The organism is Flavobacterium sp. CR10 (assembly GCF_055814415.1).
This window is the reverse complement of the sequence record NZ_CP185985.1, coordinates 5,470,370-5,493,647: the sequence shown is the minus strand read 5'-3', so window position 1 is coordinate 5,493,647 and position 23,278 is coordinate 5,470,370. Positions and strand designations below refer to the sequence as shown.

The following is a 23,278-nucleotide window of genomic DNA, read 5'->3' as shown; positions in this document are numbered from 1 at the left end:
AGATTCAGATAAATTTTTATTATTGTTATAAAGATTCTCCTAATAAAAATGGAGCAATTTTATTCCGTATTTCGGGATAACAAATATGTGAACAAATTTCTGTAAAAAAAAATATTTTGGTATCTAATTTTATAAAAAAAAGTTGTAAAGAGCCTTTTTAAATTCGAATTTTTTTAATATTTTATAAATGAAAAATCACCAGACTCAAGTACGAGTTCGTTACTCAGAAACTGACCAAATGGGAGTCGTTTATCACGGAAATTATGTGCCTTATTTTGAGATAGGACGCGTGGAATGGCTTAGAAATAAAGGGGTTTCGTATAAAAGCATGGAAGAAAGCGGAATTGGCCTTCCAATTGTCAACATGAATATCAACTACAAAAAATCGGCGCGCTACGACGAACTTTTGACAATTCACACCACATTCAAAAGTCACTCTTCTGTTAAGATCGAATTTGACTGCGCAATCTTTAATGAAGCAAATGAGTTATTAACAACGGCAACGTTTATTTTAGTATTTGTTGCGTTAAAAACGGGTCGTCCAACAGCTCCTCCAGAATACATTTTAGACATATTCAAATCACTTGAAGAAAAGTGTTAAAACTGCCTTCATTTTGATGTTAAATTATATAATTTTAATATCAATTTCGAACATTAAATCAAAAATGCTGAAGATCGTTTCGGCATTTTTTTTTCTCGTTTTTGTCACAATTTTACCAATTGGCAATCCAGAAACTTCATCCATTTCCATTTCCTGAGATACGATTTCTAATTTTTTTTCTTTGATCACTCGCATTACTTTATTCATGTTTTTGTAATCAAATGAAATTAAAAACTCGACGTCAATAGTTTTTTCAACTATTTCACAAATTTCCAAAGTCTGTTGTGCAGTTGTTCGATATGCCGAAATTAAACCGCCAACGCCTAATTTTACTCCGCCAAAAATACGAACAACTACAACTAGAACGTTAGTTAATCCAAAAGATTGTATTTGGCCATAAATTGGTGCTCCAGCCGTGTTGCTTGGTTCGCCATCATCATTGGCGCGATACGAAATTTTATTTCCCACACCCAATTGGTACGCATAGCAATAATGCACCGCATGCGGATGCTGCTTTTTTAGCTCTTCAATAATGGGCTTTACTTCATCTTCGTGATCTATTGGAAAAGCATAACCAAAGAATTTACTGCCTTTTTCCTTAAACAGTATTTCTTCAGATGCAGCCGCAATAGTTTGATAAGTATCGTTAATTTCCAAAAGCAGTATTCTTAAAGTATATTTTTTTTATAAAGATCGACCACATCTTCTTTCCCAACTTGAAGATTCCAAACTTTGATTCCTAAAGCCGCGGCGCTATCTGTATTTTCTGTCTTGTCGTCAATAAATAAGGTGTTTTCAGCAACTAGATTGTTTTGTTCAAGAACAAACTGATAAATTTTCGGATCTGGTTTTCTCATTCCGATATCAAAAGAAAAATATACTTTTTCAAAACAATCATAAAAATCCTTATAAAAAGAAACGCCACTTTTTTCTTCAAATGTATTGATGTGAATAGAATCGGTATTGCTTAACAGAAACAATCGGTATTTTTTTGATAATTCCTGAAGAAATTCTAAACGGTAAAAAGGAAAATCTGCCAAAACTGCATTCCACGCTTTTAAGATTTCTTCTTTTGAAGCATTGGGCAATTGTTTTTGAAAACCGCCAACAAAATCTTCTGGAGAAATGGCGCCTACCTCAAAAGAAAGATTTAATTGATCAAATTCGTTATTCCATTCTTTCATTCCTAATTTTTGTAAACCAGAAATTGTGGCAGGTTTGTCTAAATTGATAAAAATGTCTCCGAAGTCAAAAATTATCGCATTAATCATGATTTTTAATCTGTATTAGTTCGTCGCTTAAAATGTTGGTTTTGATGCTGTTTTTTCTTGAAATATTTGGAGCTTTCGTTCCTTTTTCAAAACTTGTTTTTCCAATAAAAATTCGTGCCTCGTCCCAAAGATTTTCATCGATAAAAGATTGAAGCGTTTGTCTTCCGCCTTCAATAATTACAGATTGAATTTGATTTTGGTATAAAACATCTAAAATCTGAGGCACAATATTTATGCTGAAATCAATTGCCTCAAATTGTGTGTTTTCTTTTGATGAATTTTCTGTTTCACTAGAAAAAATAATAGTTTTCACAGTATCATCAAAAATAAAACTATTTGGATCAATTCTATTGTTTCGATCTATAACAACTCTTGTCGGATTATTTCCATCCCAATCTCTGGCATTTAATTTCGGATTGTCATCAATTACAGTTTGTGTTCCAACTAAAATTGCTTGTTCTTCAGTTCGCCATTTATGAACCAATTGTCTCGAATATTGATTGGTGATCCAAACCGGTTTTCGATCTTGATTGCTAACTTTTTCTGGCGCGAGAAAACCATCCTGACTTTCCGCCCATTTTAAAATTACGTAAGGCCTCTTTTTTTGATGAAAAGTAAAAAAGCGTTTGTTCAGCTCGTTGCATTCATCTTCTAAAACACCAACGGTTACATTAGCGCCAGCTTCAATTAATTTCAAAATGCCTTTTCCAGCTACTTTTTCGTTAGGATCAACTGTGCCGACTACAACATTCGGAATTTCATTTGCAATAATCAAATCACAGCACGGAGGAGTTTTTCCAAAATGGCTGCACGGTTCTAAGCTTACATAAATTGTAGCTTTTTTCAACAGCGATTTGTCTTTTACCGAATTTACGGCATTTACCTCTGCATGTGGCTCACCAGCCTTCTTATGCCAGCCTTCTCCAATAATCTGTCCATCATAAACAATCACACTGCCCACCATCGGATTCGGATACGTTGTTCCAAGTCCATTTTGTGCTAGTTCGATGCAGCGTTTTATATATTTTTCATGTATATTCACAGTGCAAAAGTAGTTATTTTTGAGTTTATCACTAAGTTAAGGAACTATAGAAAAAGTATATTTACTTTTGTATTTATAATGATTTAGAATAAAAAAATGGCAAATTGGCTTATACGAGAAATTAAAGAAGAAGACAATCAGGTAGTTGCAAGTTTGATACGTTCGGTTTTTGATGAAATGGAAATTCCAAAAGTAGGAACCGCATACGAAGATCCTTATCTAGATTTAATGTTTGAAGAATATAATAAACCCCAATCGGTGTATTTTGTTGTAGAAAATGATGGAGAAATTGTTGGATGTGCGGGAATCGCGCCTTTAGAAAATGGAGATCCTGAAATTTGCGAATTGCAGAAAATGTATTTCCTTCCAAAAACAAGAGGGTTAGGAATTGGAACTCAAATGATGGAAAAATGTTTGGAAAAGGCTAGAGCTTTTGGTTTTAAAAAATGCTATATCGAAACCATGCCATTTATGCATGCCGCACAAAAACTTTATAAAAAATCGGGTTTTGAGTATTTAGATGCTCCAATGGGATGTACTGGGCATAATTCTTGTCCTGTTTGGATGCTAAAAGTTTTGTAACTTTAAAGTAACAAATTTAAACAAACAAGACTTATTGAAAGATAAATGTCAGTTTCGGCTGATGTAAAATGCTCAAAAAATAAAAATGAAAATTAAACAATATCGTACTCAGTTTATTAAAGAATTATCTCCTTTTTACGATGCGTACGAAGCAGAGAGCTTTTTTTATTTAATTCTAGAAGATAAACATAAACTTCGCCAAATTGATTTAGCCTTAAATCATGAATTGGTATTTGAAGAAAATGATTTTATGATATGGGACGAATTGCTAAAACAGCTTAAGAAAGAAGTTCCAATTCAATATTTGCTTGGGAAAACAAACTTTTATGGTTTGGATTTTGAGGTAAATGAAAATGTTTTAATTCCGAGGCCAGAAACTGAGGAATTAGTCGAATGGATTATTAATGAAAATGCAAGTCCAGATAAGAATAAAAAAATAAGAATTCTCGATATCGGAACAGGAACGGGTTGTATTGCCATTTCGTTGGCGAAAAATCTCCCGAATGCTGAAGTTTTTGGTGTTGATGTTTCTAAAAAAGCGATTGAAACAGCAAAAAGAAATGCAGTTAGGAATGATGCTGATGTGACTTTTATGTTTTTGGATATTTTAGAAACAGAAGAATTTACCTGTCAGTTCGATATCATCGTTTCCAATCCGCCATATGTTCGAAATTTGGAAAAAATAGAAATAAAAAAGAATGTTCTGGATTACGAACCGCATTTGGCGCTTTTTGTAGAAGACAATGATCCACTTATTTTTTATAGAAAAATTGCTTCCTTGGCACAAAACGGACTTCTGAAAAACGGAAAACTATATTTTGAAATCAATCAATATCTTGGAAAAGAAATGATTGATTTGCTGGAAAGTATGAGTTTCGAAAACGTGGAGCTTAGAAAAGATATTTACGATAACGATCGTATGATTTCCTGCAAGGTTTCAAAAACCTTGTAGGTCTTTTTTTTAATATCTATAGTTTAAACTTACAAGGTGAAACCTTGCAGGAAAGTGAGTATGAAGTTATTCGTAGCGCAACGCTTCAATAGGATCTAATTTTGATGCTTTAATAGCTGGATATAAACCAGAAACTATTGCTACGCAAAAACTTGTTGCAAAAGCGGCAAAAATCGCCATCCAAGGAATTACAAAAGAAAAACTCATTGCAGTTGCAATTGCAAAGCCAAGCAGAATTCCTAAAATAATTCCAACCAAACCTCCAATTTGTCCAATCAATAAAGTTTCGATAAAAAACTGAAAAGCAACAGTTGATCTTTTGGCTCCCAAAGCTTTACGGACACCAATTTCGCGGGTACGTTCTGTAACCGAAACAATCATAATATTCATTAAAGCGATTGACGATCCTAAAATAGTGATGACAGAAATAGTCCAAGCTGCTATTCCTAGATATTGAGTGATGCTTAGAATACGGTTAATCAAATCATCGCTTCGAACTACGCCGAAATTGTTGTCTCGAACAGGGCTCAATTTGCGGACTCTTCGCATAGTGCTGGTCGCATTATCTATGGCTTCGTCTAAAACTTCTTTTTTAGAAACCATAACGCTAATAGTGTAATTGATATTTGGAGCTGTAAATAAAGATCTTGCCACTTGAATCGGAATTAAAACTCGTAAATCCTGGCTGTTTCCAAATGTTGAGCCTTTTTCTTTCAGAACTCCAATTACTTTAAATCGTGCGCCCCTAATAGAAATTACTTTGTCAATTGGGTTAACATCTTTCAAAAGTCCTTTTTCAAAATCAGAACCTACAATGCACGAATATGTGTTGTTTTCAATATCAAACTGATTAAAACTTCTTCCTAAACTGGTTTCCAATCCTGAATTGGTAATAAAATGTTCATCAACTCCAACAATGGTAATTTCGGGATCTGTTTTTTCGCCTAAATATTTTACTTCTGCTGTTGTAGTTGCAGTAAAAGACAAAGAAGTTTCTGTAAACGGATATTTGTATTTGTTTTTGAATGCCACCGCTTCCGGATACGAAATTATCGGATTGATGACTTCTCGTTCTCTTCCGCCACGGTTTCGAACTTTATTTTCGTATTGATTGATGTTAAAAGTATTCGCTCCCATAGAAGCAAAATCGGTAGAAATAGTATTTTCTAAAGCAGAAACCACGGTCAAGATGCCAACCAAAGCCGTAATACCGATAGCAATAATTAAAACGGTAAGAATAGTACGCAGAATTTGTGTTTTGATAGAACCAAAAGCAATTCGGATATTTTCTTTAAATAATTTTAGCATCATGACCAATTTGTCACGAAAATACGGTTTTTGTTACAAGTTTGTTTTCGAAGTGTTATTATTTATTTTAAAAAGTAAGATATTTGCATTCGCTTAAAATTAAAAGAAATAATGTTAAAGAATTTTAGGTTTTTAGTTTTCAAAGAAAATCTAAAATCTAAAATCAGAAATTTAAAATAAAAAAGATGGCTTCAAAACCAAGTATACCAAAGGGAACAAGAGATTTTTCACCAGCTGAGGTGTCAAAACGTCAATATATTATTCAGACTATAAAAGCTAATTTCGAGAAATTTGGTTTTCAGCCAATCGAAACGCCTTCGTTTGAAAATTCAGATACCTTAATGGGGAAATATGGAGAAGAAGGAGATCGTCTGATTTTTAAAATTTTAAATTCAGGTAATTTTTTCTACAATAAAAGTAAAATTGAATTGCCAGAATCAATCGAAGAATTGCAACTGAATTCTGCTGAAAAAATAACTTTAGAGCAAAGAATCGAACTGAATAAATTCACAGGAAAAATTTCTGAGAAAGCTTTGCGTTACGATTTGACAGTTCCGTTTGCAAGATATGTGGTGCAGCACCAAAGTGAAATTGAATTCCCTTTTAAAAGATATCAGATTCAGCCGGTTTGGAGAGCAGATAATCCGCAGAAAGGACGTTTTAGAGAATTCTTTCAATGTGACGCCGACGTTGTGGGTTCAAAATCACTTTGGCAGGAAGTAGAATTGGTTCAATTGTACGATACTGTTTTTACCTCGTTAGGTTTAGAAGGCGTTACAATTAAAATCAATAACAGAAAAATTTTATCTGGAATTGCTGAGGTTATTGGCGCTTCAGATAAATTAATTGATTTTACAGTTGCTCTTGATAAATTGGATAAAATTGGAGAAGACGGCGTTAAAAAAGAAATGATCGAAAAAGGAATTTCTGAAGAAGCGTTGGTAAAAGTGCAGCCACTTTTCAGTTTCTCGGGAACTTTTGCAGACAAAATTGCACAGCTTTCGGACTTATTGTCTTCTTCTGAAGAAGGACTGAAAGGTGTTGAAGAACTGAAGTTTATTTGCGACAATGTGGCCGATTTAGGTTTGTCGACGGCAACTTTAGATTTGGATGTGACATTAGCGCGTGGTTTAAATTATTACACAGGAGCTATTTTTGAAGTTGCAGCGCCAAAAACAGTTGCAATGGGTTCTATAGGCGGTGGCGGAAGATACGACGATTTGACGGGTATTTTCGGTTTGAAAAATATGAGCGGTGTCGGAATTTCTTTTGGATTGGATAGAATTTATCTTGTTTTAGAAGAATTGCAGTTATTCCCAGAAACGGTTGCAGCTACTTCTAAAGCATTATTCTTGAATTTTGGAGACAAAGAAGCTTTATATGCTTCAAAAGCGATTCAGAAATTAAGACAGGGAAATATAAAAGTAGAATTATATCCAGACAATGTAAAAGTGGGTAAACAATTTCAATATGCAGATAAACGCTTGATTCCGTTTGCAGTATTAGTTGGTGATCAGGAAATTACTTCAAATTCATATACGCTTAAAAATTTAGTGACGGGAGAGCAGGTTTCTGTAGATTTTGAAGGATTGAAGAATGCTTTACAGGCATAATTAAGTTTTTCTTTCACGCAGATTATGCAGATTCGAGCAAATTTAGTTTGGTTTTTATATTGAAGAAATCTCCTTTAATCTGTCTAAATCTTTTTAAATCTGCGTGAAATATTAAAAAATATTTTATGAAGGTAACTGTCTGGAACAAAAGTTTTTGCTTTAGATTCCGCAGATTTAAAGGGTTTTCTTTTAAAATCTCTTCGTGAAATAGTTGCTGGTGAAGAAAAAAAACTCTTAATTTGCCAACCTTAAGTTACGGGCGTAGTTCAAGGGTAGAATAGCGGTCTCCAAAACCGTTGATGGGGGTTCGAATCCCTCCGCCCGTGCAAAAATATAAAATGACAACCCGTCATTGAAAGCATAAAAAAAAGCTTCGTCTCTATAGGCGAAGCTTTTTTTAATATAAGGTAAACTTGAATTAATAATTATTTAGAGGCCAAAGCCAACCCTTAAATTCAATTTTTGGTGGTAATAATTTATGTTTTATTGGCCTCAAAGATAAGATAAACTAAAACGTAATAGTCTTAAAATTATAATAAATTTTTTCTGTGCAATTACGTTTTTTAAATGTCTCATAATTAATAAAGTGACAATTTGACATTTTATAAGATTTGGCAGTACTTTTGCAATCCAACAGAAAGAAATAAAAATGAAGTTTAAAAATATTTTTAAAAATAAAAGTAATATGACTACGGAAAATACAGAATTCGATCAGGAATTAGATGATGTAACGTTAGAGAACAATGCCAACGGAGAACAGTTAATTGTTGAAGAATTAAGTGTTGAGGAGCAATTAGCTAAAGACTTGGCTCACGAAAAAGATAAGTTTTTGAGATTATTTGCTGAATTTGAAAATTACAAAAAAAGAACTTCAAAAGAGCGTCTTGAATTATTTAAAACAGCAAACCAAGAAGTTTTATTGGCTATGCTTCCAGTTTTAGATGATTTTGACAGAGCGACAGTAGAGATTAACAAATCTGAGGATGAGAATTTGAAAAAAGGTGTTGAGTTGATCCACGAAAAATTGAAAAGCACTTTAGTTTCTAAAGGTTTAGAGCAAGTTGAAATTCAAGCAGGAGATGCTTTCAATGCTGATATTGCTGAAGCAATTACCCAAATTCCAGCACCATCTGATAAATTAAAAGGGAAAGTTGTAGATGTTATTGAAAAAGGATACAAATTAGGCGACAAAATTATTCGTTACCCTAAAGTTGTTGTAGGAAACTAAAAAATGCAAATAAAAATTTCAATTGTATTTTTTGGATTTTGGAATTTTAAGATTTGGAATTTAATCTGATTATGAAAAAAGATTTTTACGAAATACTAGGCATTTCAAAAAATGCTGATGCTGCCGAAATTAAAAAAGCGTATAGAAAAAGTGCTTTAAAATACCACCCTGATAAAAACCCAGGCGACAAAGAGGCAGAAGAAAACTTCAAATTGGCGGCAGAAGCTTATGAAGTTTTAAGTGATCCGCAGAAAAAAGCAAAATACGATCAGTATGGTCATCAAGCATTTGATGGTTCTGGCGGATTTGGTGGTCACGGAGGTATGAACATGGATGACATTTTCAGCCAGTTTGGTGATATTTTCGGAGGTGGATTTGGCGGTTTCGGAGGCGGAGGCGGAGGTCCTCGCCGCGCGAAAGGAAGCAATCTTCGAATTAAAGTAAAATTGACTTTAGAAGAAATTGCAAATGGAGTTGAGAAAAAAGTAAAAGTAAAACGTAAAGTTCAGGCAAAAGGTGTAACGTATAAAACTTGTACGACTTGTAATGGTCAAGGACAAGTAATGCGTGTAACCAATACCATTTTAGGAAGAATGCAATCTGCATCTACTTGTCCTACTTGTGGTGGTTCTGGTCAGATTTTAGATAAAAAACCTTCTGAGGCAGATGCTCAAGGAATGGTTCAAGAAGACGAAACAGTATCAATCAAAATTCCTGCGGGAGTTGTTGACGGAATGCAGTTGAAAGTTGCCAACAAAGGTAACGATGCTCCAGGAAACAGCATTCCAGGTGATTTAATTGTAGCTATTGAAGAAATTGAGCACGAATTCTTGAAGCGTGAAGGTGAAAACGTTCACTTCGATTTGTATATCAGTTTCCCTGAAGCAGTTTTAGGAGCTTCAAAAGATATTGAAGCAATCAATGGAAAAGTGCGTATCAAACTAGAAGAAGGAATTCAATCTGGAAAAATCTTAAGATTAAAAGGAAAAGGAATTCCAAGTTTAAACGGTTACGGAAGCGGAGATTTATTGGTTCACGTAAATGTTTGGACTCCAAAAACTTTAAATAAAGAACAAAAACAATTCTTTGAAAATGCTTTGACAGACGAGCACTTTGCTCCAAGTCCAGAGAAATCAGAGAAATCATTTTTTGAGAAAGTAAAAGATATGTTCTCATAATCTGAACTTTTTTAAATATTATAAATAATCAAAAACCCATTCTAGTATAAATTAGAATGGGTTTTTTGCGTAATATGGCGCAGATTCGCTAGTAATTATTTACTTTTACAGTCGCTGAACCGTAATAGGAAAAGCAACGCAGTAAATCCTTAAAAATAACATGAGTAACTTACTTGAAGTACATAAAGTCATAAAAAAATATGGCGACTATGTAGCGCTTAACGAAGTTTCATTAAATGTGCCGAAAGGCAGTATATATGGACTATTAGGTCCGAATGGAGCAGGAAAAACTTCCCTTATCAGAATTATAAACCAAATTACAATGCCTGACAGTGGCGAAGTAATTTTGGATGGAGAACGATTACAGCCAAAACATGTGCAGACAATTGGCTACCTTCCAGAAGAAAGAGGTTTGTACAGTTCGATGAAAGTAGGCGAACAATGTCTGTATTTGGCGCAAATGAAAGGACTTTCTAAAGCCGAAGCCAAAAAACAACTGGATTATTGGTTTGACCGTTTGGGAATTCAAGGATGGTGGAATAAAAAAATTCAGGAACTCTCTAAAGGAATGGCACAAAAAATTCAGTTTGTAGTTTGCGTTTTACATAAACCAAAATTGCTGATTTTAGATGAACCATTTTCAGGATTTGATCCCGTAAATGCAAATATTATTAAAGACGAAATTTTGGCATTAAAAGAACAAGGTTCAACAATTATTTTTTCGACTCATAGAATGGAAAGCGTAGAAGAACTTTGTGAAAATATTGCTTTAATTCATAAATCTAATAAACTGATAGAAGGAAAAGTGGTCGATGTAAAGCGTCAGTTTAGAACAAACAGTTTCGAAGTTGGAATTTTGACCAATAATGTTGAAGGATTAATGTACGATATCACTCAGAAGTTTACTGTTTCGCCTGCGAGTTTTAAATCTTTAAATGATGATTTAAAATTAAATATTCAGATCGGAAATGCTTCTCCAAACGAATTGTTGAATGTTTTAACGCAACGCGGACAAGTAACGCATTTTGTTGAAAAAATTCCGAGTATAAACGATATTTTTATCCAAACGGTTACTGAAAACAAAATTTAAAAATTCCAATATAGAAATTCCTAATTCCAAGCTTATAAATTGGAATTTGGGATTTAAAATTTGAAAATTAATTATTTATGAGTATTATCTCGTTGATTATAAAAAGAGAATTTATTGCTAAAGTCCGCAATAAATCTTTTGTTGTCATGACTTTCTTGAGTCCGCTTTTATTTGTGGCTATTGCTGTTTTTATTGGGTATTTAAGTACCATGAAAGCAGAAACAAAACGAATTGCCATACATGACGAAACTGGAATTTTTATTTCAGATTTTTTAAAGGAAAATAAAAAAGGAGCTGAATTTAAATATCTCAATCTATCTGAAATTGATGTAAATGCTTTAAAAGACAGTATTACAAAAGAAAATTTCAGCGGATTAATTGTTATTCCGAAAACAGAAAATCGAAAAGATTTAGAAAGTAAAATTGAATTTATTTCTAACAATAGTCCAAGTATTTCTTTTATTGAAAACACTCAGGATATTATCGGAAATAAAATCACAAAATTAAATCTGGAAGAAGCAAAACTAGATACTCTTGCGATTCAGAAAGCGCAGTCAGATGTAAATATTCATTTAGTGAAAGCCTCTGGAGAAGAGAGTTTAAAAGGATTAAATGAGATTAAAATCGGAATCGGCGGTGCATTTGGTTATTTGATTATGATGTTCATTATCATTTACGGAAACATGGTAATGCGAAGCGTAATCGAAGAAAAAACAAACCGTATTATCGAGATTATTATTTCATCCGTAAAACCATTTCAGTTAATGATTGGTAAAATTGTAGGAACTTCTTTAGCAGGAATTCTGCAATTTATAATTTGGGCAATTATCGGTTTAGGATTAATGTTTGCCGCTTCGGCATTCTTCGGCGTAAATGTTGGCCCAACAGCTAGAATTTCTCCAGAAATGATGCAAACGGCTCAGCATGAATTTTCGGGTTCAGCACAAATGTATATTGCTGAATTATGGAATCTGCCAATTGCAAGCATTATAATCGGATTTGTGATTTATTTTATTGGAGGATATTTTTTGTATAGCTCATTTTATGCGGCAATTGGAGCAGCGGTTGACAATCAGACCGATTCTCAGCAGTTTTTGCTGCCAATTTTAATGCCTCTGATTTTGAGCGTTTATATCGGATTTTTTACTGTAGTAAACGATCCTCACGGAAGTGTTGCGGTTATCTTTTCGATGATTCCCTTAACCTCGCCAATTGTAATGCTAATGCGTATTCCGTTTGGCGTTCCGTGGTGGCAAATTGCAATTTCGGTATCATTATTGTTTGCTACATTTTTCTTTGTGGTTTGGTTCGCTGCCAAAATCTACCGAATTGGTATTTTAATGTACGGCAAAAAACCGACTTGGAAGGAATTGTATAAGTGGCTAAAATATTAACTTGAGATTCTAAGATTCTAAGTTTCTGAGATGCTAAGATTTTAGCAAAAAAACTCAGAATCTTAGCATCTTAGTATCTTAGTATCTTTAAAAAGAATGAGTAAAATACTAATTGTAGAAGACGAAGCAGCAATCAGAAGAGTTTTGGTAAAAATTTTATCGGAAGAAAATGATTCGTATCAGGTTGATGAAGCTGAAGATGGAGTTGCGGGACTTGAAAAAATAAAAAACAACGATTACGATTTGGTTTTGTGCGATATCAAAATGCCAAAAATGGACGGTGTTGAGGTTTTAGAAGAAGTGAAAAAGATAAAACCAGAAATTCCGATGGTAATGATTTCGGGGCACGGCGACATGGAAACGGCTATTCAAACCATGCGTTTAGGAGCTTTTGATTACATCTCGAAACCGCCAGATTTGAACCGTTTGCTGAATACAGTTCGTAATGCTTTAGACAAAAAACAATTAGTAGTTGAAAATAAAATCCTAAAGAAAAAAGTTAGTAAGAACTACGAAATGATTGGTGACAGCGAATCGATTAATCATATAAAAGTGATGATTGATAAAGTTGCTCCAACCGAAGCCAGAGTTTTAATTACAGGTCCAAACGGAACTGGAAAAGAATTAGTGGCGCATCAATTGCACGAAAAAAGTGAGCGTTCTAGTTTTCCTTTGATCGAGGTTAACTGCGCGGCGATTCCAAGCGAATTAATCGAAAGTGAATTATTCGGACACGTAAAAGGTGCTTTTACATCGGCAGTAAAAGATCGTGCAGGAAAATTTGAAGCTGCTGATAAAGGGACTATTTTCTTGGATGAAATTGGAGATATGAGCCTTTCGGCGCAAGCCAAAGTTTTGCGTGCGCTTCAGGAAAACATGATTACTAGAGTTGGTGCTGATAAAGACATAAAAGTGGATGTCCGTGTCGTTGCTGCAACCAATAAAGATTTAAAAACAGAAATTGCAGAAGGACGTTTCCGTGAAGATTTATACCATCGTTTGGCAGTAATTTTAATTAAAGTACCGCCATTGAATGAAAGACGCGATGATATTCCGGCTTTGATTTCTCATTTTACGGAGAAAATAGCTTCAGAACAAGGAAATGCGGTTAAATCATTTTCGGCGCAAGCCATAAAATTATTACAGGAGTATGACTGGACAGGAAACATTCGCGAACTTCGAAATGTGGTAGAAAGATTAATCATTTTAGGAGGAAACGAAATCTCTGAAACAGATGTAAAAATGTTCGCAAGCAAGTAAGATGCTTCGCGCAATAAGCTTTAAGCTTTAGGCTTTAGGCTAAAAAAAACAAAATAATTTTGGCCTAAAGCTTATTGCCTAAAGCCTAAAGCTCAAAAAAAATGAAATTAAAAAAGATAAACGAGAAATTACAAGACGGTTTAATTGAAAATGGTCTGACAGAAGCCAATGCTTTACAGATGGAAACTTTTTCGACCATAAAAAGTGGTGCTGACTGCGTAATTGTTTCGCCAAAAGGAACTGGAAAAACTACTGCAATTGTATTGAATGTAATTCAGCAATTGGCAGGAAAAACAGAAGAATCGCCTCGTGCTTTAATTATTGTTGAAGATAAAGAGAAAATGACTGAGATGGTCGAACTTTTCGAGAAGTTTGGAAAGTATACTAATCTCGAAGTTTATGGAGTGCACGACAAAGGTGATATGGATTACGATAAAAATTACGTTTCTACAGGAATTGATGTTTTAATTGGAACTCCAACCAAATTAAACGATATGTTCAGCACGGCGGGTTACAACGTAAATCGTCTTAAAATGTTTATCATAGACGATACCGATCCGATTCTGAAATTGCGTCACGATGCTAAAATCACTCGTATTTCAAACAGTATTGCCAAAGTGCAGAGAATTATTTTTACAGAAACTCTGACAGAAAGAATTGAAATTTTGGCAGACAAAATCATGATCGAACCTTATTTGTTTGATATGGATGAAGAAGGTGAAGAGGAACTTGATGAAGACGAAGACGATATTGAAGAAGAGGAATAAAGAAATCAGTCCCAGTTTTCAGTCTCAGTAATTGAAAAATGGGATTTTTTATTAATTAATCATAGTTTAACTGAAAACTGTGACTGCAAACTTAATAGTATTAGAATAAAAATAAAGTGTCATGGGATTAATGAAAGTGTTTTCGGGAAGTGAAGTATTAGCAATTGCTTTGCAGGAAAGATTAGAGGAAGCTGGAGTAGAAACAGTTAAAAAAGATAATATTCAATCGGCACGTTTAGGAGGTTTTGGCCAGACAGATTTGGCAGTTGAGGTTTTTATTCAAGAAACTGATTTTGCAAAAGCAAATCCTGTTATAGAAAATTTTAGAATGAGCCTTTAAAAAAGTCGCAGTTTACAGTCGCAGTTTACAGTATTCTAACTGTAAACTGCGACTGCGACTGAAAACTATAAAAATATGCAATACAAAATGTTAGTGCTCGACATGGATGATACCTTGTTGACAGACGATCATAGAATTTCAGATTTAAATAAAAAAGTAATATTAGAAGCTCAGGCAAAAGGTGTTTATGTAGTTTTGGCTTCAGGAAGACCGACTACTGCAATGACAGCTTACGCAAAAGAGTTGGAACTGGATTTGAACGATTCGTATATGATTTCGTTTAATGGGGCAATAATCAGCCGTGTTAAAGACGATTTGGTTTTGTTTGAGCAGAAATTGACTGTAGAGCAAATTCATGCGTTGTATGATTATAGTGCGAAGAAAAATGCACATATCATTACCTATTTAGATGATCAAATCATTAGCGAAACAGATTCTGAGTTTATAGAAGTAGAAAAAGAAATTACTGGAATGGCGCATCATAAAGTTTCAAGCTTTAAAGATTATGTAGACAGACCAGCGGTTAAATGTATTTTGTTGCAAGATCCGGCGTATTTAAAAACGTTAGAAAATGATTTAAAAGAAGCTATGCCTCATTTAAGTGTTTCTATGTCAAAGCCATTTTTCTTAGAAGCGGCGCAACAAGGCATTGATAAAGCGGCAAGTTTGAAGTTTTTGGCTGATAAATTAGGAATTCACCAAAGCGAAATTATCGCCGTCGGTAATGCCGGAAATGACTTAACGATGATCGAATATGCCGGTTTAGGAGTTTGGGTTGATAATGTAACGCCAGAATTGCGTGACAAAGCAGATTTAATCGTAGCTTCAAATAACGATGATGGTGTTGCTGAGGTTGTAAATCGTTTTATTTTAAACTAAACTAAAATGAAGAATCAAATAGAAACGGAACGTCTTATTTTAAGGCCACTTGAGCTTTCAGATGCAGAAGGAATGTACGAATTGGACTCTAATCCGAATGTGCATTTGTTTGTGGGAAATAGGCCTGTAAAACATATTGAAGAAAGCATTGAATATATCAAGTTTGTTCAAAAACAATATAAAGATCATGGAACAGGCCGATGGGCAGTTGTTTTGAAAGAAACGAATGAATTTATTGGCTGGTCTGGAATTAAGTTTATTACAGATGAAATCAATAACCACAAAAACTTTTATGAGTTAGGATATCGTTTTATCGAAAAACATTGGGGAAAAGGTTATGCAACAGAAGCAGGAAAGGCTTTTATTGATCGTGCTTTTAACGAAATGAAAGTAGAAGTGCTTTATGCTTATGCAGATGCTGGAAACGAAAATTCTAGAAAGATTTTAGAAAAACTAGGTTTTCATTTTGTGAATTCTTTCGAATATCAAGAAGAATTAGAAGTTTGGTACGAACTTAAAAATCCAAACTCAAACTAAGAAATGTGTTCCAAATCTTTACATACTTAAAAGTCAGTAAAGATTTGGAAACAAATCAGAGTTATAATTATTTTTTAGCTACAGAAACAAAGTATTTATTTCCGTCACCCATAGTTAATTTTACACGCTCGTCGCAAAGATCGATTGCAAAATTTGCACTTTCGTAACAGCTGCAAGTTGTGTTTTTGTCTTTAGACATTTCCGTTTTACAGTTGTTGTTCTTAAAACTTGCTAATTGCGGTGTGTATAAACTAACCAAGTCAGTAGAAGCAGTTACTAAAGAAATAATACTTGCAGAATTATTATTGGTAATTCTGTATACAATTCTATCCGTATAGTTTACATCGTTAACAGTTACTTTACGAATGTAGGTATAAGCTGTAGATCCTTCACCTGGTTCTTTAACTTCAAACTTAAACCCAACTGCACGAATAGCAACATCAAATTGCTGTTGTGAGTTAAAGCTTGCCCAAGTCGTCAATGTGCTAATAGTAGGAAATGGATTTGCATTTGCGGCTGGAGCATTAGTTTGCGCTTGCGAACTAAATAGGGTTAAGAACATCAAGCAGATTGTGGGTAAAAATGCTTTCATAAAGCGTGGTATTTGTTATTATAATTTTGCCTACTCTCTTTGGTTTTCGGCTTTCCCATTTCATTTTGTAACACAAAACAACAACATAACGAGTAAAATTCAAAATTGTTATGCCCGAATTATTATTAAATTAATTAAAGCTTATTAAAATTCTTTAATATGAATTTATTGGCAACTGGATTCATAACAATGGTAAATGTAAGAAATTTTGAATTTAAAATCGATAAAAATGTATTTAATCGATGAAAATTGCATTTAGTCGATTATTTTGTCATTTTATTCTTATCTGAATGCTAAAATCGGATAAATTGAAAAATTTTACTTTTTAAAAATAAAACAAAAAAGGTTAACTTTTAAATGTTTCTAAAATTAATATTACTTCAAATTATTGATTCGAAGTGCATTAATTGCTTTCTTTTGATGAATATTGTTTGTAAATTTGCAACCTTAAATTTTTTGACAACGATTTCATTAATTTAAGACAAATTATGGAAAATAGAAAAAAAGTTGCCTTTTATACGCTGGGTTGTAAACTGAATTTTTCAGAAACCTCTACAATTGCCAGAAGTTTTAATGACGAAGGTTTTGACCGCGTCGATTTTGAAGATGTTGCAGATATCTATGTGATTAATACCTGCTCTGTAACAGAAAATGCCGATAAACAATTTAAACAGGTTGTCAAGAAAGCCATGAAGCTTAACGATAAAGCTTTTGTTGCCGCTGTTGGCTGTTATGCGCAATTGAAACCAGAAGAATTAGCCTCAGTTGATGGAGTTGATTTGGTTTTGGGAGCTACAGAAAAATTCAAAATCACAGACTATATCCATGATTTGAGCAAAAACGATATGGGTGAAGTTCACTCGTGCGAAATTGCCGAAGCCGATTTCTACGTAGGAAGTTATTCTATTGGAGATCGTACAAGAGCATTTTTGAAAGTTCAAGATGGTTGCGATTATAAATGTACCTATTGTACAATTCCGTTGGCAAGAGGAATTTCGAGAAGCGATGCTTTAGAAAATGTATTGAAAAATGCCAAAGAAATTTCTGCACAGAATATTCGTGAAATTGTTTTAACCGGTGTAAATATTGGTGATTACGGAAAAGGAGAGTTCGGAAACAAAAAGCATGAACATACTTTTCTGGATTTAGTTCAGGCTTTGGATAAAGTAGAAGGAATTGAGCGTTTGAGAATTTCGTCTATTGAACCAAATTTATTGAAAAACGAAACAATTGAATTTGTTTCTAAAAGCCGAACTTTTGTACCGCATTTTCATATTCCGCTGCAATCAGGAAGCAATGATATTTTGAAATTAATGAAACGCCGTTATTTACGAGAAGTATACACGGAGCGCGTTGCTAAAATTCGCGAAGTAATGCCTCATGCTTGCATTGGTGTTGATGTTATTGTAGGTTTTCCTGGAGAAACAGATGAGCATTTCTTAGAAACCTATCATTTCTTAAATGATTTGGATATTTCTTATCTGCACGTTTTTACTTATTCAGAAAGAGACAATACAGAAGCAGCAGAAATGGAAGGCGTAGTTCCTTCAAATGTTCGCGCTAAACGCAGTAAAATGCTTCGAGGTTTGTCAGTTAAAAAACGCCGAGCTTTTTACGAAAGCCAATTAGGAACCAACAGAACGGTTCTTTTTGAAAGTGAAAATAAAGAAGGATACATTCACGGATTTACTGAAAATTACGTAAAAGTAAAAACGCCATGGAATCCAGAATTGGTAAATACTTTGCAAGAAATCAACTTAACAAAAATAGACGAAGACGGAAGTGTTCGCATTGAGTTTTTGAATAAACTGGCGGAAGCTTAAAGATAAAGTTTGTCATTCCGAGGAACGAGGAATCACACTCGAAACTCGACAAAGATTGACAATTATAGCATATGGAATTACAAGTGTGATTCCTCGTTCCTCGGAATGACAAAAAAAGCCTCTTATTAGAGGCTTTTCTGTTTTTATAAATTACTCATTATCCTGAACAACCAATTTCAAAGAATTAATATAATCAGTATCAAATTCTATAACTCGAATTTTTTCCGGATTAAAGCCTAGTTCTCCTCCAAATTGACCTCTTGTGTCTAAGAAATCTATGGTTAGCTCTTGATCATTTAATGTTATTAGTTTTCCTAAGTAAGCAGATTTAGATGATTTTTTGGCAATTTGAAAAATGCCATATTTCTGGGAAACGTAATTAATAATTGAAGCTAAATCTTTGATTGGGATAATATCATCAGAATTAATTTTTAATCCCTTCAAACGAATTACTTTTTCTGTAAAAGCTAGATCATGATCTCGGTTTACGGCTTCAATATTTTTATTTCTCAGGATAACAAAACCATCCAAAACAAAATCTACAGGATTATTTCGAAGCAAAATCCAATCATCAGAATAATCAATTAAAAACCCGCTGAAGATTTCTTTTTTATCCTGAAATTCTATTTCGACCAATTGTCTTAAATATTGTTCCATCATGTTTTTTTAAAATTCCAATAATTAAATTCCAAACACTAAACTTCAAAAATCAAATCCCAAATTCCAAATGCTATGAGATTGGAATTTGGAATTTAAATGTTGTAATTTATTTTTTAAGGATTAGTAGACCAAATACTGCTGTTTTTGATAAACACTCTTCGGTTTAATTTTAACTGTGCAATAATTAAATCTGCCATATCCTCAGACTGCATTACTTTTTCTGGGTTTCCGTCAGTTAAGTTTAAGTCTTTTGCCATGTCAGTAGCAACAGTACTTGGCGTTAGCGCCGTAACACGAATATTGTGTTTTCTCATTTCCTGCATCAAAGAATCGGTTAAACCTAAAACCGCAAATTTAGAAGCACTGTAAGCGCTTGTTAATGCATTTCCGTTTAATCCGGCAGTTGACGAAATATTGATAATATCTCCAGTTTGTCTTTCGATCATGTTAGGGATAACGGCACGAGTAGTGTAATAAGTTCCCATTAAATTCACCTGAATAATTCTTTCCCAAGCTTCTGGCTCCAATTCTAAGAATTTTCCAAAAGAAGCAATTCCAGCGCTATTGATTAAAATATCGATGTGTTTAAATTCAGCGATAGCTTTTTCAACGGCAGAATTGGTAGAATTAATATCAGAAACATCAGCAGACAGCGCCAATGTTTTTACGCCAAGTTTTGCAGTTTCTGCAGCAAGCTGATCAATATCATTTTGAGTTCTTGAAACCAAAATTAGGTTTACACCTTCTTTTGCCAAAGCAATTGCTACAGCTTTTCCAATTCCTTTTCCTGCGCCGGTAATAAAGGCATTTTTATTTTTTAAGTCAGTCATGATTGTGTTTTTAGAAATGCAGAAAGCATCATTTTAAGTCTTACAAAAATAAGCTTTTGAAAACTAAAATGATGCTTTAAAAGGTATTCTTAATCTAAGTTTAACAACTTTTTGTTATTCTTTCAGAACCATATCAATACACATGACAGCTCCTAAAATCAATTGTCTCAACGGACTGTCAGCAGCAACTGTTTCTTCAATTTGAAGCACATAATTGTCGGCACTTGTAAAAAACTCTTTTCCTAATCCTGCCCATTTTTTACTTACTTGTGCCAATTGCTTGTTTTCGTGTGAGAATTTAAAATCCCAGCCAGTCCATTTTCCTTGCAAAGTAGCCACAGGTTTTTCATTTTTATCTAGGATGTTAAATTTTCCTCCGATTGAAAAGAATTTCTGTTTGAAAGTTCCAATCAAACGATCTTTTTCGTCTAATACTTCAACAGTAGATCTAAAGATGGCAACACCTCTTCTTACTGTAATTAACTTTTCTCCAGAGGCAGTTGTAATTTCAACATTAAACGGAGTTGCTCTTTTGTAATCTGTAAAACGAAATACTTTTGTGAAGAAGCCAAGATTGTTCTCTCGGCAGTTCATGATGATTTGATTGGTTTCTGGATGATAGATATCGTAGTTGTTTGCGGCTTTGAACATTCCAACATGTTCTTTTACTAAAAATAGATTTTGGCTTAAAATAGGATTCATACGTGTGTAAAATAAGTTTTAGAAATAAAGCCGCAAATGTAATACAATATTTATTAATTGCTAATTGCCCAATCAGACAAAGAACTTCAATAAACCATCTTTAATCTGCCTTCTTTTTACTAATTATGACAATCGCACCATTTGCTCCTTGGTCTCCATAAATTAATTTAGCTTCATTTGGTTGTAATGCTTTCATAGACTCAATAGCATCGGGTTTAATTTTGCTAATCTTTTCTTTATCAATGATTTTTCCGTCCAAAACATATAAAACTTGAATGAGTGAAGCTCTGTTAGGTCCGCATATAATTACTTTAGCTGGCTGAACTTGCTTGGAATCACTAATGGTTAGTTTTTTTGTTTCTTGAATCGTGTCTTTTTCTACCTTGGAAGCTGTTTTATCCTGAGCCTTTGCTATATAGCTTATCAGAAAAAGGAATGAAAGAAATTTTATTGCTCTCATGTTTATTAATTATACTGTTTAGAAGTTTCAACCAAACGAATAAACTCAGCTTTGTAACCTTCGCCATCATTTGAATTTCCTTGCTTCGCCAATTTTACAATTTCTTCAGAAGACTTGTCTGCAATTAATTTTGAATCTCTTAATTTCAAACCAAACCAAGCTACGGCAGAACTAAATTTCATATCATCGCTCGCTTTATCCAAAGCAACCGATTTGTTCTCGATTACCTGAACCATTTCAATACTTTTATCGCCATCAGGTTTTTTGTAACGGAATTTTATAGTTGCCAATTCGTTGCTGTAATTGTTTGAACTGGTTTCAGTTTTAGTGTATTTTAAAGGATCTGGCTGTTCAGCTAAATAATCACTTTTTACACCAGCAGGAATAATTTCATACAAAGCCGTTACCGTATGATTGCTTCCCAATTCACCCGCATCAATCGCATCATTTTTAAAATCTTCTGGACGTAATTTTCTGTTTTCATAACCAATCAAACGATACGCTTGAACTTGTTTCGGATTAAATTCGATCTGAATTTTTACATCTTTCGCGATAGCAAACATCGAACCTTTGAATTCTTTTCCTAAAAAGCGATTGGCTTCCTGAATGTTATCGATATAAGCGTAGTTTCCGTTTCCTTTATCGGCCAAGATTTCCATTTTGCTGTCTTTGTAATTCCCCATTCCGTAACCTAGACAAGTCAAGAAAACGCCTGTTTTTCTTTTTTCTTCAATGAGTTTTTCCATATCTGAATTAGAAGAACTTCCGACATTGAAATCTCCGTCCGTTGCTAGAATTACACGATTGTTTCCGCCTTTAATAAAATTTTCAGTTGCCGTTTTATAAGCCAGTTCAATTCCTGCTCCTCCAGCTGTACTTCCTCCAGATTGTAATTTATCCAAAGCATCAATAATTGTTTTTTTCTCATCTCCAGAAGTTGGAGGTAAAACCATTCCTGCCGCACCCGCGTACACTACAATGGCAACTTTATCTTTTGCGCGTAATTCATTTACCAATATTTTTAAAGATTGTTTCAATAAAGGCAATTTATTCATGTCGCTCATTGAACCCGAAACATCAATTAGGAAAACAAGATTTGAAGCAGGTAAATCATTAGTTGGAATGTTTTTTCCTTGCAAACCAATCTTTAAGATTTTGTTGTTTTTATTCCAAGGCGAGTCGCTCACTTCTGTATTGATAGAAAACGGATGTTCATTTTTTGGCTGCGGATAAGTGTATTTAAAGAAATTTACCATTTCTTCTACACGAACCGCATCTTTAGGGACTTGCTGGCCATTGTTTAAAAAACGTCTGATATTGGTATAAGAAGCATTATCAACATCTATAGAAAATGTAGAAAGCGGAGCTGTTTTTGGACTTTCGAAAGTATTTTCAACAAAAGCATCATAATCTTCCTGAGTTGGTTCTGTTGGAATTGGCATAATGTTTAATTTTTTATCCAGTTCTTTTTCAGAAAGGTTTTTATAGATTTCATTTTTAGTTGAAATAACCACAACACCGTTTGAAGCTTTGCTTCCATAAATTGAAGTCGCAGCTTGGTCTTTTAAAACCGAAACATTATCGATATCATTCGGATTTATTTTTGCCATTTGATTGGCTTTTGCTGGAACTCCGTCAATAATGTACATTGGTTCATTTTTTGGAGAAACTGATTCATTTGCTCGAATAGAAACAGTTGGACTTGGAGCGTAAAGGGAATTACTTTCAGCTTGAACTTTTGCTCTTTTTCCTTTGCGTTCCGAGACAGAACCGGTTAGCATTGATTTTTTTTGGACACCATAACCAACCACTACAACTTCGTTTAATGTCTGATTATCTGGAAGAAGTTTGATATTAATTGTATTTGAATTTTGAACCTTTTGACTTTGGCTTTTATATCCAATGAAACTGATAACCAACATGTCACCTGTTTTTGCTTGAATACTGTATTGGCCATCAAAATTTGTATAAACACTGGTTTTTGTGTTCTGATTTAAAACGGTTACACCTGGAAGTGGCTGTTTTGTTTCATCTGAAACGATTCCAGAAATGGTTCTTTCTTGTGCTATGGTTACGAAACATATAAGCATAGCAATGGCTGATGAAATAAGTTTTAGACTTTTCATGATAATAAGTTTTAGAATTAATGTTTGGGTTTTGCTTTGTCAA

At 33.8% G+C, this 23,278-nt stretch carries 24 protein-coding genes and 1 tRNA gene; 15 read left to right on the top strand and 10 right to left on the bottom strand.

The genetic code is table 11. The features are described 5' to 3' along the window. Positions 1–187: 187 nt before the first annotated feature. Positions 188–601: an acyl-CoA thioesterase gene (locus ACNRYB_RS23125; RefSeq protein WP_129744991.1), complete on the top strand. Its 414-nt coding sequence runs from the start codon at positions 188–190 to the stop codon at positions 599–601. Positions 602–625: 24 nt separating this feature from the next. Here the strand turns inward: ACNRYB_RS23125 and ACNRYB_RS23120 are convergent, their stop codons facing one another. Genes ACNRYB_RS23120 through ribD form a run of 3 tightly spaced genes read right to left on the bottom strand, consistent with a single transcriptional unit; the run spans position 626 to position 2,914 of the window. Next, complete coding sequence (locus tag ACNRYB_RS23120; protein WP_129744993.1) at positions 626–1,258, bottom strand: IMPACT family protein; 633 nt, start codon at positions 1,256–1,258, stop codon at positions 626–628. Between the two features lie 11 nt (positions 1,259–1,269). Continuing rightward, complete coding sequence (locus ACNRYB_RS23115) at positions 1,270–1,872, bottom strand: HAD family hydrolase (protein WP_473728901.1); 603 nt, start codon at positions 1,870–1,872, stop codon at positions 1,270–1,272. Then, a complete protein-coding gene (gene ribD / locus ACNRYB_RS23110; protein ID WP_473728900.1) occupies positions 1,865–2,914 on the bottom strand; it encodes a bifunctional diaminohydroxyphosphoribosylaminopyrimidine deaminase/5-amino-6-(5-phosphoribosylamino)uracil reductase RibD in 1,050 nt (349 codons plus the stop codon). The genes ACNRYB_RS23115 and ribD overlap by 8 nt, the downstream gene beginning before the upstream one ends. Positions 2,915–3,010: 96 nt before the next feature. Here ribD and ACNRYB_RS23105 point away from each other — a divergent pair, with 96 nt between their 5' ends. Together ACNRYB_RS23105 and prmC are read left to right on the top strand one after the other, a co-directional pair. Then, a complete protein-coding gene (locus ACNRYB_RS23105) occupies positions 3,011–3,496 on the top strand; it encodes a GNAT family N-acetyltransferase (protein WP_473728899.1) in 486 nt (161 codons plus the stop codon). A gap of 85 nt (positions 3,497–3,581) precedes the next feature. After that, a complete protein-coding gene (gene prmC, locus ACNRYB_RS23100) occupies positions 3,582–4,448 on the top strand; it encodes a peptide chain release factor N(5)-glutamine methyltransferase (protein ID WP_473728898.1) in 867 nt (288 codons plus the stop codon). Positions 4,449–4,514: 66 nt separating this feature from the next. Here the strand turns inward: prmC and ACNRYB_RS23095 are convergent, their stop codons facing one another. Then, positions 4,515–5,759 (bottom strand): ABC transporter permease, encoded by a 1,245-nt coding sequence (locus ACNRYB_RS23095; protein WP_165352380.1) that lies wholly within the window; start codon positions 5,757–5,759, stop codon positions 4,515–4,517. 182 nt (positions 5,760–5,941) lie between these two features. Between ACNRYB_RS23095 and hisS the strand changes: the two genes are divergently transcribed. The 11 genes from hisS (at position 5,942) to ACNRYB_RS23040 (ending at position 16,042) form a co-directional block, all read left to right on the top strand. Then, positions 5,942–7,369, top strand: a complete 1,428-nt coding sequence (hisS, locus tag ACNRYB_RS23090; protein WP_473728897.1) for a histidine--tRNA ligase — start codon at positions 5,942–5,944, stop codon at positions 7,367–7,369. 255 nt (positions 7,370–7,624) lie between these two features. After that, positions 7,625–7,695, top strand: a tRNA-Trp gene (locus tag ACNRYB_RS23085). A 323-nt stretch (positions 7,696–8,018) separates the two neighbouring features. Further along, positions 8,019–8,597: a nucleotide exchange factor GrpE gene (locus ACNRYB_RS23080; protein ID WP_473728896.1), complete on the top strand. Its 579-nt coding sequence runs from the start codon at positions 8,019–8,021 to the stop codon at positions 8,595–8,597. A gap of 71 nt (positions 8,598–8,668) precedes the next feature. Further along, entirely contained in the window at positions 8,669–9,775 is a 1,107-nt protein-coding gene (gene dnaJ / locus ACNRYB_RS23075) for a molecular chaperone DnaJ (protein ID WP_111363908.1), read from the top strand. 160 nt (positions 9,776–9,935) lie between these two features. Next, complete coding sequence (locus ACNRYB_RS23070; protein ID WP_473728895.1) at positions 9,936–10,865, top strand: ABC transporter ATP-binding protein; 930 nt, start codon at positions 9,936–9,938, stop codon at positions 10,863–10,865. A gap of 77 nt (positions 10,866–10,942) precedes the next feature. Next, complete coding sequence (locus ACNRYB_RS23065) at positions 10,943–12,259, top strand: ABC transporter permease (protein ID WP_473728894.1); 1,317 nt, start codon at positions 10,943–10,945, stop codon at positions 12,257–12,259. Between the two features lie 96 nt (positions 12,260–12,355). After that, a complete protein-coding gene (locus tag ACNRYB_RS23060; protein WP_129745008.1) occupies positions 12,356–13,519 on the top strand; it encodes a sigma-54-dependent transcriptional regulator in 1,164 nt (387 codons plus the stop codon). Between the two features lie 101 nt (positions 13,520–13,620). Next, positions 13,621–14,286 carry a DEAD/DEAH box helicase gene (locus ACNRYB_RS23055; protein WP_473728893.1) on the top strand — a complete coding sequence of 222 codons (666 nt, stop codon included), beginning with the start codon at positions 13,621–13,623 and terminating at the stop codon, positions 14,284–14,286. Positions 14,287–14,407: 121 nt separating this feature from the next. After that, complete coding sequence (locus ACNRYB_RS23050) at positions 14,408–14,626, top strand: putative signal transducing protein (RefSeq protein ID WP_111363916.1); 219 nt, start codon at positions 14,408–14,410, stop codon at positions 14,624–14,626. Positions 14,627–14,701: 75 nt separating this feature from the next. Then, complete coding sequence (locus ACNRYB_RS23045; RefSeq protein WP_473728892.1) at positions 14,702–15,505, top strand: Cof-type HAD-IIB family hydrolase; 804 nt, start codon at positions 14,702–14,704, stop codon at positions 15,503–15,505. A gap of 6 nt (positions 15,506–15,511) precedes the next feature. Continuing rightward, positions 15,512–16,042, top strand: a complete 531-nt coding sequence (locus ACNRYB_RS23040; RefSeq protein WP_473728891.1) for a GNAT family N-acetyltransferase — start codon at positions 15,512–15,514, stop codon at positions 16,040–16,042. A gap of 67 nt (positions 16,043–16,109) precedes the next feature. Here the strand turns inward: ACNRYB_RS23040 and ACNRYB_RS23035 are convergent, their stop codons facing one another. Beyond that, a complete protein-coding gene (locus ACNRYB_RS23035) occupies positions 16,110–16,634 on the bottom strand; it encodes a hypothetical protein (protein ID WP_008468013.1) in 525 nt (174 codons plus the stop codon). A 488-nt stretch (positions 16,635–17,122) separates the two neighbouring features. Here ACNRYB_RS23035 and mtaB point away from each other — a divergent pair, with 488 nt between their 5' ends. After that, complete coding sequence (mtaB, locus tag ACNRYB_RS23030; protein WP_473728890.1) at positions 17,123–18,457, top strand: tRNA (N(6)-L-threonylcarbamoyladenosine(37)-C(2))-methylthiotransferase MtaB; 1,335 nt, start codon at positions 17,123–17,125, stop codon at positions 18,455–18,457. A gap of 150 nt (positions 18,458–18,607) precedes the next feature. Here the strand turns inward: mtaB and ACNRYB_RS23025 are convergent, their stop codons facing one another. The 5 genes from ACNRYB_RS23025 to ACNRYB_RS23005 all read right to left on the bottom strand — a co-directional run bounded on the left by ACNRYB_RS23025 (position 18,608) and on the right by ACNRYB_RS23005 (position 23,235). Further along, the gene (locus ACNRYB_RS23025) at positions 18,608–19,114 is read right to left on the bottom strand and encodes a hypothetical protein (RefSeq protein ID WP_473730263.1); all 507 of its coding nucleotides are present in this window, start codon (positions 19,112–19,114) and stop codon (positions 18,608–18,610) included. A 116-nt stretch (positions 19,115–19,230) separates the two neighbouring features. Then, positions 19,231–19,947: a 3-ketoacyl-ACP reductase gene (locus tag ACNRYB_RS23020; protein WP_473728889.1), complete on the bottom strand. Its 717-nt coding sequence runs from the start codon at positions 19,945–19,947 to the stop codon at positions 19,231–19,233. Between the two features lie 114 nt (positions 19,948–20,061). After that, on the bottom strand, positions 20,062–20,649 hold the full coding sequence (locus ACNRYB_RS23015) for an LURP-one-related family protein (RefSeq protein WP_129745024.1): 588 nt from the start codon (positions 20,647–20,649) through the stop codon (positions 20,062–20,064). A gap of 100 nt (positions 20,650–20,749) precedes the next feature. Next, on the bottom strand, positions 20,750–21,109 hold the full coding sequence (locus ACNRYB_RS23010; RefSeq protein ID WP_119792632.1) for a hypothetical protein: 360 nt from the start codon (positions 21,107–21,109) through the stop codon (positions 20,750–20,752). A gap of 5 nt (positions 21,110–21,114) precedes the next feature. Then, positions 21,115–23,235 carry a vWA domain-containing protein gene (locus ACNRYB_RS23005; RefSeq protein WP_473728888.1) on the bottom strand — a complete coding sequence of 707 codons (2,121 nt, stop codon included), beginning with the start codon at positions 23,233–23,235 and terminating at the stop codon, positions 21,115–21,117. Positions 23,236–23,278: the final 43 nt, after the last annotated feature.